The 11,487-nt window shown below is 70.1% G+C and carries 9 protein-coding genes; 7 read left to right on the top strand and 2 right to left on the bottom strand.

What is annotated here, in order from left to right; translation table 11 throughout:
- Together RIV12_RS12725 and RIV12_RS12720 are read left to right on the top strand one after the other, a co-directional pair.
- A partial coding sequence (locus RIV12_RS12725; protein WP_309324343.1) for a flotillin domain-containing protein occupies positions 1-405 on the top strand: 405 nt, incomplete at its 5' end.
- Positions 406-489: 84 nt separating this feature from the next.
- Entirely contained in the window at positions 490-1,917 is a 1,428-nt protein-coding gene (locus tag RIV12_RS12720) for a hypothetical protein (protein ID WP_081380005.1), read from the top strand.
- A gap of 37 nt (positions 1,918-1,954) precedes the next feature.
- Here RIV12_RS12720 and RIV12_RS12715 read toward each other — a convergent pair whose 3' ends face one another.
- Positions 1,955-3,337, bottom strand: coding sequence for an MFS transporter (locus RIV12_RS12715; protein WP_075417388.1), 1,383 nt, complete (start codon positions 3,335-3,337; stop codon positions 1,955-1,957).
- A gap of 199 nt (positions 3,338-3,536) precedes the next feature.
- On the opposite strand from RIV12_RS12715, the gene tkt reads away from it, so the two are divergent.
- From tkt to disA, 5 genes are all read left to right on the top strand, one after another.
- On the top strand, positions 3,537-5,627 hold the full coding sequence (gene tkt / locus RIV12_RS12710) for a transketolase (protein WP_309324341.1): 2,091 nt from the start codon (positions 3,537-3,539) through the stop codon (positions 5,625-5,627).
- 232 nt (positions 5,628-5,859) lie between these two features.
- Positions 5,860-6,378 carry a hypothetical protein gene (locus tag RIV12_RS12705; protein ID WP_075417390.1) on the top strand — a complete coding sequence of 173 codons (519 nt, stop codon included), beginning with the start codon at positions 5,860-5,862 and terminating at the stop codon, positions 6,376-6,378.
- A 74-nt stretch (positions 6,379-6,452) separates the two neighbouring features.
- Positions 6,453-7,118 carry a hypothetical protein gene (locus RIV12_RS12700; RefSeq protein ID WP_309324338.1) on the top strand — a complete coding sequence of 222 codons (666 nt, stop codon included), beginning with the start codon at positions 6,453-6,455 and terminating at the stop codon, positions 7,116-7,118.
- A 62-nt stretch (positions 7,119-7,180) separates the two neighbouring features.
- Positions 7,181-8,599: a DNA repair protein RadA gene (radA, locus tag RIV12_RS12695; RefSeq protein WP_075417392.1), complete on the top strand. Its 1,419-nt coding sequence runs from the start codon at positions 7,181-7,183 to the stop codon at positions 8,597-8,599.
- 278 nt (positions 8,600-8,877) lie between these two features.
- Positions 8,878-9,948, top strand: coding sequence for a DNA integrity scanning diadenylate cyclase DisA (gene disA, locus RIV12_RS12690; protein ID WP_009393164.1), 1,071 nt, complete (start codon positions 8,878-8,880; stop codon positions 9,946-9,948).
- A 66-nt stretch (positions 9,949-10,014) separates the two neighbouring features.
- Here the strand turns inward: disA and RIV12_RS12685 are convergent, their stop codons facing one another.
- A complete protein-coding gene (locus RIV12_RS12685) occupies positions 10,015-11,238 on the bottom strand; it encodes a hypothetical protein (RefSeq protein WP_309324336.1) in 1,224 nt (407 codons plus the stop codon).
- Positions 11,239-11,487 lie beyond the last annotated feature (249 nt).

The raw sequence follows: 11,487 nt of genomic DNA, 5'->3' as shown, positions 1-11,487 counted from the left end.
GCCGAGGCCATCGCGGCCCGCGGTCAGGCCGAGGCCGACACGATCCGCGCCGCCGGTGAGGCCGAGGCCAAGGCCATGAGCGACAAGGCCGATGCCCTGGCCAAGTACGGTGAGGCCGCCACCCGCCAGATGCTGCTGGACAAGGCCCCCGAGATCGCCCGGGCCCTGAGCGAGCCGCTGGCCAGCGTGCGCGACCTGTCGATCATCTCCACCGAGGGCGCCTCCGCCCTGCCCAAGGCCGTGGCCAGCAACGTCGAGCAGCTCGATGTCATCCTGCGCAGCCTCGTGGGCACCGGCCTGACCGACATGGTGGGCGGCCACCTGCCGGACTCCGGCGCCTCCGTCGACCACAATGACAGCGACGGCAGGACCAGGGCCGACGTCGTCGAGCACCCGGCGGACTGACATCCGGCCGGTCCGCAACAAATCGGGATCCCCGACGTGGCCGGGTGCGGAATTTCTCCACTCGACCGCACCCGGTCACGTAGCATGTCCCCCGTCATACCCAGCAGAGTCAGTACCGGGCAGGTCACCATGCGTCGTCGCATCTTCCTCACCGCCGCACTCGGCGCCACCATGAGCGCCAGTGCCCTGTCCTTGAGCGGCTGCGCGACCATCAGGCAACGCATCGCACGCACGTTGATCCCCCAGCCCCCCACTGTCCTTCACGCGTCACTGTCCACACCCCCGAAAGCGACCGCCGTCCCGACCAACTTCGGCAGTGAGGCGGTGTGGCCCCTGCGCATCAAGGAGAACCAGAATCATCCGTGGCCGACCAACGCGATGATCGAGACCACCCACGGCTCCTTCCTCATCGCCTATGACGTGAACAGCGACGACGACACCGCTGCCCTGTCCGGCGACCGCCCCATCATCGTGGACCTGAAGGGCCCGAAGACCTACACCCTCGTGCCGGACGACTCCGAGCACGGGTATCGCATCGAGCCGATGACCGTTCCCCAGGTCGGCGGCATGCCCACAGCAAACCGCGTCGACCCCAGCCGTGGCACGCTCATCACCGAGCAGTTCACCAGCGCCGCTACGTGCGACGACGAGTTCGCCTACCTCATCACCGGCCGCGAGGACGTCGCCGACCAGCGCCCCGAGAACCGGGGACGAGTCAGTCTGCTCAAGATCCGTCTGGCCGACCGCCGCATCGTCGCCAGCACGGTGCTCGGGGAGAATCTTGCCCTCAAGACGCGGGAGTCGACGTATCGCGCCGGATCCTCGATCAAGATGACCTCCGACGGCACCGGTCTCCTGGTCACCAGCAGCATCCCGCACCGAGCGCTTCGACTGTCGGCGAAGGACCTGTCCGTGCAGTTTGACCTGGCCTCGACCACGTCCCAGAACTTTTGTGCGCTGGAGGGCGGCGAGGCGGTGGCCCTGCTCAGTGACGACGAGAAGGTACAGACGGCCATCGTCACCCTCACCGACGGTGTCACCCACCCCATCGAGAACGTCAGTGCCCGGCTCGTGCACCAGGGCTACCTCTACGCCGTCGACAGCCACACGCATGAGCCGCCCTACCCCGAGTTCAGCATCAATCTCGCCACCGGTGAACGCACCGATCTGACGGACCTGCCGGCAGAAGGGGAGGACAAGCACGCGACCCTCACCGCGAGCAACGGGTACGTCATCAGGATGACCAACTACATCCAGGTCCGCAAGAACGGCTCCGCGACCGCGCTGCTCACCCGGAAGTCCACGGAGCAGGAGTCCTACAAGAGTGCGGCGATCTACGGCTCCATCCTCTATCTCGCTCTCAATGGCGGCCGTCTGCGCCTCATCAACCTGGACACCGGCAAGGTGATCCTGGAGTCCCCGACCGGAGGCCAGCACGAGATGGTGACGGTGACGCCCTACGGATTCTGCAACGTGGCCGGCTTCTACCCGGCCACCGCCTGGAAGTCCTGAGCCCGCGGCCAATCATGCCCTCGGGCCGCTCGGGCACTCAGATGTCCTCGAGAATCTCACCCTTGGTCTCACGGGCCAGCAGGTAGATGCAGCCGCCCAGGGCCAGCATGGCCGCGAAGAAGAGGAAGGCCGGGAAGACGGCCGCCAGCGGGTGCGCCAGCTCCTGAAGGCTGCCGGAACCGATCATCGCCCCCATGAGCAGGGGGCCGATGATTTTGGCGGTCGCGCCGATCCCGTAGCCCAGACCCAGCCCCGTCCCCCGGGCATCGTTGGGGAACTGCTCCCCGCCGAAGGCGTTGAGGATCCCGAAGGCCCCGTCACCGAAGCCCATCGTGATGCAGATACCGGTGAAGAAGACGATCCACGAGGTCTCCCAGTGGGCGGAGATGGCCACGATGACCGCACCCAGCGCACCGATGATCCCGAAGGAGAACATCGTCCAGCGCCGCCCGATCCGGTCGGCGAGCCAGGCCGAGGCCAGGCGCCCGAGCAGATCCACCAGGGAGACCCCCATGAAGAGCGTCCCCACGGCGTCGGAGCCGATGTCGGTGAAGCCGACCTCCAGAAGCGTCTGCCCCCAGGACTGCACGGTGAATGAGCCCAGGATGAAGCAGAAGGAGCCGACCGAGACGATGAGCAGGGGCCTGAGGTGCTTACGCAGCAGCTCGAGGTAGGCGATACGCGGCCCGGCCTCCACAGGCGGCAGGGCACCGACGGCGTCGGGGCTCAGCTCCAGGGCCCAGGCGATGGACTCGCGGGCCTCGCGCTCGCGGCCCTGGGACAGCAGGAAGCGGGGAGACTCCGGGACGACTCGGATCCAGGCCAGCAGGATGATCGGAAGGACCCCCAGCGCGATGAGACCGCGCCAGTTGTCATGCAGGATCCGCTGCGCCAGGGAGCCCAGGAAGAGCCCCAGCGGGATGAACGCCGATCCCAGTCCGGCCAGCAGACCGCGCTGCCTGGTGGGCACGAACTCCTGGACGTAAGGAATGGAGACGATGTTGAGGCCCCCGACGCCCACACCGACCAGCACCCGCAGGAGGGCCAGCATCATCCACCAGCCGGTGGGGGTGAACACCGAGGCCAGGGTGAAGACGGTGAAGAGCAGGACGCACCAGAAGAAGGTGCGTCGTCGGCCCATCCGGTCGGCGGCCCGGCCCCACAGGACCGAGCCGAGCACCGTCCCGAGCCCGGAGCAGGCCAGGATGACACCGGTCTCGAAACCGCCCAGGCTCCACTCCTTCTGGAGCTGGACGACGGCGAAGCCGATGAGGAACATGTCGAAGAACTCAGAGACGTTGGCGACGATCGCCAGAGCGATGACGCTTCGCTGGTGACCCGTCAGGGGCCGGGAGTCGATCTGCTCCAAAGCGCTCCCGCAAGCCGCTGCCGGTGCCGCGTGTCTCGTTGCTGTACCCATATGCGGCCCAATCTACGGTGAAGGGCGGCTGCACCCGGGAACAACCACCGGGGTGAAAGACACACGCGTCCATCCGTGTACTTGCCCGCCCCCACGGAAGCGGGAAGGATCATCCCTGATGCCCGCCCACGGATGCACAGCGTCACGGCGCCCGTGGCCGCGAGCAATATGCACCCTCATGCACAAGGAGTCCTCAGTTATGAGCGCTGAGCCGCTGCTCACCGACCTCGACCGTCAGACCATCGCGGTGTCCAAGGCCCTGGCCGCCGACGCCGTGGAGAAGGCGGGGTCGGGGCACCCCGGTACGCCGATCTCGCTGGCGGGGGTGGCGTGGCTGCTCTACCAGCGTGAGATGGTCCACGACCCGGCGGATCCGGGCTGGCTGGGACGGGACCGGTTCGTCCTGTCCATCGGGCACGCCTCACTGGTGCAGTACATCCAGCTGTTCCTGGCCGGCTACGACATCGCCCCGGAGGGCTTCACGGCCTTCCGCTCCCCGGCAGGACTGCCGGGCCACCCCGAGTTCGGCGAGGTCGCCGGGGTGGAGACCACCACCGGTCCGCTGGGGGCCGGCTTCGCCAACGCGGTGGGCCTGGCGATGGCGGCGCGCCGCGAGCACGGGCTGCTCGACGCCGCCACCCCACTGGGCGAGTCGGTCTTCGACCACTTCGTCTACACGATCCTCGGCGACGGCTGCATGCAGGAGGGCGTGACCTCGGAGGCCGCCTCCCTGGCCGGCACCCAGCAGCTGGGCAACCTCATCGCCGTCTACGACGACAACGACATCTCCATCGAGGGCGACACGGACATCGCCTTCACCGAGGACGTCTCGGCCCGATTCGAGGCCTACGGCTGGCAGGTGCTCGACGTCGACTGGCGCACCGGTCCCGACGGTTACGCGGAGGACCTTGAGGCACTGCACGAGGCCATCGTGGCGGCCCGCGCCGAGAGCACGCGCCCGTCGCTGATCCGTCTGCACACGATCATCGCCTGGCCCTCCCCGACCAAGCAGGGTCAGGCATCCTCCCACGGCGCCAAGCTCGGGGCCGAGGAGATCGCCGGGCTCAAACGGGCCCTGGGCCTGGACCCCGAGCAGAGCTTCATCCTGCCCGACGACGTCGTCTCCCACGCCCGCAATCGGGCCGCCGACAACGCCCGGGCCGCACGAGCGGGCTGGGACGAGCGCTTCTCGGCCTGGCAGCGGGCCAACCCCGCCGGCGCCGCACTGCTGGAGCGCCTTGAGGCCCACCGCCTGCCCGAGGGCCTTCAGGCGGCCCTGCCGACCTGGGAGGTGGGTGAGTCACTGGCCACCCGTGCGGCGTCAGGCAAGGTGCTCTCCGCCTTGGCCGGTGTGGTGCCCGAGCTGTGGGGCGGGTCGGCGGACCTGGCCGGCTCGAACAACACGACCATGGCCGGCGAGCCCTCCTTCCTTCCCACTGCCCTGGCGCAGTCCGAGGGCGATGGGCCCTTCGGGCGCACCCTCCACTTCGGTGTGCGCGAGCACGCCATGGGCTCGATCCTCAACGGGATCGCCCTGGACGGGCTCACCCGGCCCTACGGGGGCACCTTCATGGTGTTCTCCGACTACATGCGTCCGGCCGTGCGCCTGGCGGCGCTCATGGGGATCGGGCCGGTCTTCGTGTGGTCCCACGACTCCATCGGGGTCGGCGAGGACGGTCCCACCCATCAGCCCGTCGAGCACCTGGCGGCGCTGCGCGCGATCCCGGGTCTGGCCGTGGTGCGCCCCGGGGACGCCAACGAGACCGCCGCGGCCTGGGCCGAGATCCTGCGCCGTCACAACGAGCCGGCCGGCATCGCCCTGTCGCGTCAGAACCTCACCGTGAGCGCCTCAGCCACCGCCGCCGCCGAGGGCGTGCGCCGCGGCGCCTACATCCTGGCCGAGGCCACCGACGCCGATGGCCGGCACACGGCCCCAGAGGTCGTCCTGGTCGCCACCGGCTCCGAGGTCGGGGTGGCCGTGGCCGCCCGAGAAATCCTCCAGGAGCAGGGCACCCCCACCCGGGTGGTCTCCGCCCCCTGCCTGGAGTGGTTCGCCCAGCAGGACGCCGCCTACCGGGACCAGGTGCTGCCGGCCGGCACCGCCAAGGTCGCCGTCGAGGCGGGCATCGCCCTGGGCTGGCGAGAGATCGTCGGCGACGCCGGCGAGATCGTCTCCCTGGACCACTACGGCACCTCCGCCGCCGGCACCGCCCTGTTCGAGGAGTACGGCTTCACCGGGCAGAACGTCGCTGAGCGGGCACGTCAGGCTCTGGCCCGCACCCGCGGCTGACGCCCACCCCACTCACCACCACCGAGCCGGGCATCTCTCGCGTCGTCCTACTTTTCTGTAGGGCTACGCGAGGGATGCCCGGCTCGACATGAGAGCAACAAATGTCACTGGGGTACCCCTCCCCATCACGAGAGAGTGACCTACCGGCCGATTTTGGGCACGCTGGGAACCGGTCGCGCCACCTGGCGCATCCCGCCACAACGATCCCAGACACAGAAGAGGCCTCTCTCTCATGAGCGCACAGCCACCCGCCCAGAACACTCCCCAGACCCCCGGCACCAATGACTCCGGCGAAGAGCAGCCCCTGCGCACGCGCTACTACCTGCTCATCATGACCGCCATGGTCGTGATCGGCATCGTTATCGATATCGCGATCTTCATCGGAATCATCACGAATGCCGAGGGCACAGTACGCATCCCCTACCTGGTCTTCATTCTCCCAGTCGTCGTGGCCCTGGGAATCGGACGATTCGCCGACGCCGCCCTGGCCAGGAAGTCTCCCCACCTGGTACCCGGCTACGTGGCCCCGCACTTCCAGGGCGGGCACGCCCCTCAACAAGGCCAGTACGGCCAGGCGCAGTACGGCCAGCCGGCCGCCCAGCCGATGGCGCCGCAGAACTCCGGCTACGGCCAGGTGCCCGGTCAGCAGGCGACTCAGAGCGCACCGCAGCAGCCGCAGTACGGACAGGCCCCCACCGACCAGGATCCCCGGAACCAGCAGCCCTACGGTCAGAACGGATACACGAGCTGACCTTCGTCAGCCAGTCCCACACACCCGACTTCACGTTGGAACATCCTTCCAGCACCTCAGAGAGGACTTACCTCATGAGCACAGCTCACGTCCCCCAGAACGCCGGAGGCACCGGCGACAACGAGTCCGCCGAGGATGAGATCACGATCCGTACCCGCCTGTTCTACCCGCTGTTCGGGATAGCGGTGATCATCGGCGTCATTCTGGACGTCTTCATCCTCATCCTCCTCAACACCTACGTGCCGGGCAGAGCGAGGACTCCCTTCTGGATCTTCATCATCCCCATCGCGATCCTCGTGTTCCTCGTCTCCTTCGTCGACGATGTCCTGGCCAAGCGCTTCCCCAATCTGGTTCCCGAGGAACTGCGCCGACAGCTGGCGGCCGCCGAGGCGGCGAAGGCCGCTGGGGCATCCCAGCAGCAGGGATACCCCCAGATGCCCGGGAACCCGGTGCAGGCGCAGGCTGCCCCGCAGTACCAGCCCTACCCGGGTACGGCCCCTGTGCAGCAGAGCGACGGTCAGCCCCAGTACGGGCAGCCGACCGCCCAGCCGATGGCGCCGCAGAGCACCGGCTACGGCCAGGTGCCCGGTCAGCAGGCGACTCAGGGCGCTCCGCAGCAGGCCCCGCACGGTCAGCCGCAGCAGCCGGGCCAGGTGCCGCCCACCGACCAGGATCCCCGGATTCAGCGTCCCCACGGTCACGGCGGGCAGTCGGGTCAGACCGGTTCGGTCGGCTACTGAGGCCCGGAAGGCGCCCAGCAGATGCCTGAATAGATGTCGGTGGGGCCCGATACTCTCCCGTCATGCCCGCATCGAAGAGTCCCAAGGCCCCCAAGGTCTCCTACTGCTGCACCGAGTGCGGTTGGTCCAGTCCCAAGTGGATGGGCCAGTGCCGGGAGTGCCGCGAGTGGGGAACCCTGGAGGAGACTCAGGCCCTCGGCGCCTCGGGTGGGGGTGCTGGTGGCTCCCTGACCGCCGGCGCCGTGCGGCCGACGGTGGCCGCCCGCCCCATCGGGGAGGTCAGCGCCACGGAGGCCAGGGCCCGCCCCACCGGGGTGGGCGAGCTGGACCGGGTCCTGGGTGGCGGGATCGTGCCGGGCGCCGTCGTGCTGCTGGCCGGCGAGCCCGGTGTCGGCAAGTCCACGCTGCTGCTCGACGTCGCCGCGAAGGCCGCCGCCGTGGCTCGCGAGCGCGGGGACGGGCCGGTCCTCTATGTCACCGGGGAGGAGTCGGCCTCGCAGGTGAGGCTGCGGGCCGAGCGCATCGACGCCCTGGATCCCGGGCTGCTCCTGGCCGCGGAGACCGAGCTGGGGGCCCTGCTGGGGCACGTGGAGGCGGCCGGCCCCTCCCTGCTGGTGGTGGACTCGGTCCAGACCATCGCCTCGGCTCAGGTCGAGGGCAGTGCCGGGGGCGTCACCCAGGTCCGGGCCGTGGCCGGCGCACTCATCGCGGTGGCCAAGGAGCGCAATATCCCGGTGCTGCTCGTGGGGCACGTGACCAAGGACGGCGGGATCGCCGGCCCCCGGGTCCTGGAGCACCTGGTCGACGTCGTCACCCAGTTCGAGGGAGACCGCCACGCGCGCCTGCGGCTGCTGCGGGCCGTCAAGAACCGCTACGGCCCCACCGATGAGGTCGGCTGCTTCGACCTGGGCGAGCGGGGCATCGTAGGACTGGCGGACCCCTCGGGCCTGTTCCTGTCCTCCGCCCGCTCTGAGGTGCCGGGCACCTGCGCCACCGTGACCCTGGAGGGGCGCCGTCCCATGCCGGTGGAGATCCAGGCGCTCGTGGCCCCCACGAACGCCGGCTCCCCACGGCGCACCACCTCCGGTGTGGACCATTCGCGCACGGCTATGGCGCTGGCGGTTCTCAGCGCCCGACTGCGGGTGGACACCTCCAGCGCGGACGTCTACGTCTCCACCGTGGGTGGGGCTCGCGCCGTCGAGCCGGCCACGGACCTGGCGGTGGCCGTCTCCGTGGTCTCGGCCGCGCGCAACCTGCCCACGCCCGCAGGCCTCGTGGCCTTCGGCGAGGTGGGGCTCACCGGTGAGGTGCGCGCCACCGTCGGTATTCAGCGGCGCCTGGCGGAGGCCTCCCGTCTCGGCTTCGACCGGGCAATCGTGCCGCTGGCGGGCTCAGCCGAGCTGCGCGAGGTCGCCGGGATGCAGGTCCTGCCGGTCGCGCACGTGGGTGAGGCCATGGGGGCGGCACTCCCGCGCGGCTGACAGGACGGCACAGCAGCACAGAGGTGAGGGACGGACGCCGAAGCCGAGCAGGCAACGTTTCCGCCATGGATCCGCCTTGCGCCGCCAACAGACCGAGTGGTCCAGTGTGGGAAGGCCCTCTCCGAAGGTCGGCCCGCCTGCCGATACCATGGGGCCGTGAGCACCGGGGTGTGCGGGCTCAACCAGATGCCGTGAAACCCGAAGGGTCGGAGCACCGTCCACACCCCGGCAAGCACACTGTGCGATCCCTTCCCCAGGACACCGCGAGATCAGGAGAGATGATGATCGAGGCCGCTGGCCAGCTGCGCGAGACGCTTGCGCTCGTCGCTCCCGGCACCGTCCTTCGTGACGGCCTGGAGCGGATCCTGCGCGGACGTACCGGAGCGATCATCGTGCTGGGCTTCGACCCGGTCGTGGAGGCCATCTCCTCAGGCGGCTTCCACCTGGACGTCGAGCTCTCCGCCGCCCGCCTGCGTGAGCTGGCCAAGATGGACGGCGGCGTCGTCGTCGACATGGACACCGCCCGGATCCGGCGCGCCAACGTCCAACTGCTGCCCAACGCCTCGATCCAGACCTCGGAGACGGGCATGCGTCACCGCACCGCTGAGCGCGTGGCCCGCCAGACCGGGTACCCGGTCATCTCCGTGAGCCAGTCGATGCGGATCATCTCCCTGTACGTCGACGGCAAGCGCCACGTCCTGGAGCCCAGCGAGTCGATCCTGGCCAGCGCCAACCAGGCCCTGTCGGCCCTCGAGCGCTACAAGGCCCGCCTCGACCAGACCTCCGCCGGCCTGGACTCCCTGGAGATCGAGGACCTCGTCACCGTCCGTGACGTCACCTCAGTACTCCAGCTCATGGAGATGGTTCGCCGCATCTCCGCCGACATCGACTCCTACGTCCTGGAGCTCGGCACCGACGGGCGCCTCCTGGCCCTCCAGGTCGAGGAGCTCACCCGGGGCCTGCTCGCCGAGCACGGCTTCCTCCTGGAGGACTACCTGCCCGAGGGGCTGGACACGGCCACCGTGGATGCGCGCCTGAAGTGGGTGGGCTCCCCCGCCCTCCTGGACCTGGCGATGGTGGCGCGCTCCATGGGCCTGGGCGGCATCGACGGCCAGGACCTGGACGCTCAGGTCTCCCCGCGCGGCCTGCGGATCCTGTCCAAGATCCCGCGCCTGCCCGTGGTGACGGCGCGCGCCGTCGTCGAGCAGTGGGGGTCTCTGCAGGGGGTCCTCGGCGCCACCATTGAGGAGCTCGAGGCCGTCGAGGGCGTTGGCGCACAGCGGGCCCGGACCCTGCGCGACGGGCTGTCACGACTGGCGGAGATCTCCGTCGTCGAGCGCTACTCCTGAGCCCCTCGGCACCGCTGCGAGGCTCGCCGGCCGCCCCGGGGAGGGCGTCCCGGCCGCAGATGGTCGTCAGCCGACGACGAAGACCCGGTCCTCCGTCAGGTCCTTGCCCCCCATGACGAAGTGGAAACGGTAGGTCCCCGCGCCCGCGGTGCTGCCGGGGGCGGTCTGCGCCTGGTCCGCCGAGGGGCTCGCAGAGGAGCCGCCGGTGGCACTCGGGGTGGAGGAGGCCGACGCGCTGGCCGGGGAGGCCGGTGCGGCGTTGGCGACAGCGCAGTCGGAGGTGGCCGCATTGCCGTTCCAGGTCACGCTGACCTCCGCGGCCTTCCCGGCAGGCAGCAGAAGGGCCTTCTCAGTCTGGCCCACGGGGCACGTGACGGAGTCCCACACCTGCTGAGAGCCCGAGGAGACCCGTACCCCCAGCGCTTGGCTTCCGACGTCGAGCAGGCAGGGCACCGAGCCGTTGTTGACCAGGGAGATGGAGAAGGTCGCCCCGGCGCCCACACCGACGGTCTCGGGCCCCTGCACCGTGTTTGACAGGGTCGAGGGGTCGCAGGTTCCCGGCGTGGGGTAGACGGTGTGCACCTGAGCGGCGGCCCGCTCCTCATCCTGGCTGCGGATGGTGTGACGAACCCAGAGGTAGCCGACGACGATGGTCACGACGAGGATCAGGAGGATCAGCAGGACTCCGCCCAGTACCAGGGCACGGCGCAGACCGTAGCGGGGCTGGGGCGGGATCGGCTTGCGCAGGCGTCCGCTGCGGGGCTGGTCCGGGCCTTGTGGGACTGAGTCGGGGGAGCCGGTGAGCCGCCCGCCGCCGATGTGGGCCCACTGAATGCCCTTGCCCCAGCTGTTTCGACGACGATCGGAGCGAGCGGCCTGAGTCGAGCTCGTCCGGGCGGAGCGAGCGGTTCCCGGAGCGGCCTGCCGTGAGCGAGCCGTCGAGGATCCCTGGGCGCCCTGGGAGGGGCGGCGGTTCTTGCCGGCCTGGGAGGACTTGCCCGAGTGCCCGCCGGCGGGCCTGCCCGTCTGACCCGAGTGCAGGGGATGTCCGGTCGACTTGGCTCCCGAAGCACGGCCCCCGCGCCCCTTGGCCTGGGAGGACCTGGCCGCCCCGCCGGAGCGGGAGGAGGAGGACTGTCCGCCCGACCGCGGCCCACCCGATCCGCCCTGCCGGAGGGGCCGGGACTGGGAGCCCGAGGACGAGCGCCCTGATGAGGAGCCCGCGCCGCGACGGGCCGAGCCTCGTCGTCCTGCGCTTTCCCCATGGTTGCGTCCGCGTCCTTTGGCCATGGTCACGACTCTACCGGCGTGACGGCCTCAGGACCGTGAGCGCCCCGCCCCGGCGGTGCGCGGATCGATACGCGGACTGGGCAGGCGGCTAGGGAAGCCGGTAGCTGGCGCCGTCGTCGTCGGTGGCGATGAGCCCGTCGGTCAGGAGCGTGGCCAGGGCGCGTGTGGGCTGATCGGGGTCGGGAGCGCCGCCGGAGGCTCGCACACCCGCCCTGGCGGCGCAGGCCATGAGCTCACCGGCGTCGACGG

It is taken from the genome of Actinomyces stomatis (assembly GCF_031292835.1).
In the GTDB taxonomy this organism is placed as follows: domain Bacteria; phylum Actinomycetota; class Actinomycetes; order Actinomycetales; family Actinomycetaceae; genus Actinomyces; species Actinomyces stomatis.
Note: the sequence above shows the minus strand (reverse complement) of the source record. Positions and strands in the feature narration are given on the sequence as shown.

Coding starts and splice junctions, on each gene's coding strand:
- RIV12_RS12720 (WP_081380005.1), top strand. CDS start 490: ATGTCCCCCGTCATACCCAGCAGAGTCAGTACCGGGCAGGTCACCATG.
- RIV12_RS12715 (WP_075417388.1), bottom strand. CDS start 3,337: ATGGGTACAGCAACGAGACACGCGGCACCGGCAGCGGCTTGCGGGAGC.
- tkt (WP_309324341.1), top strand. CDS start 3,537: ATGAGCGCTGAGCCGCTGCTCACCGACCTCGACCGTCAGACCATCGCG.
- RIV12_RS12705 (WP_075417390.1), top strand. CDS start 5,860: ATGAGCGCACAGCCACCCGCCCAGAACACTCCCCAGACCCCCGGCACC.
- RIV12_RS12700 (WP_309324338.1), top strand. CDS start 6,453: ATGAGCACAGCTCACGTCCCCCAGAACGCCGGAGGCACCGGCGACAAC.
- radA (WP_075417392.1), top strand. CDS start 7,181: ATGCCCGCATCGAAGAGTCCCAAGGCCCCCAAGGTCTCCTACTGCTGC.
- disA (WP_009393164.1), top strand. CDS start 8,878: ATGATGATCGAGGCCGCTGGCCAGCTGCGCGAGACGCTTGCGCTCGTC.
- RIV12_RS12685 (WP_309324336.1), bottom strand. CDS start 11,238: ATGGCCAAAGGACGCGGACGCAACCATGGGGAAAGCGCAGGACGACGA.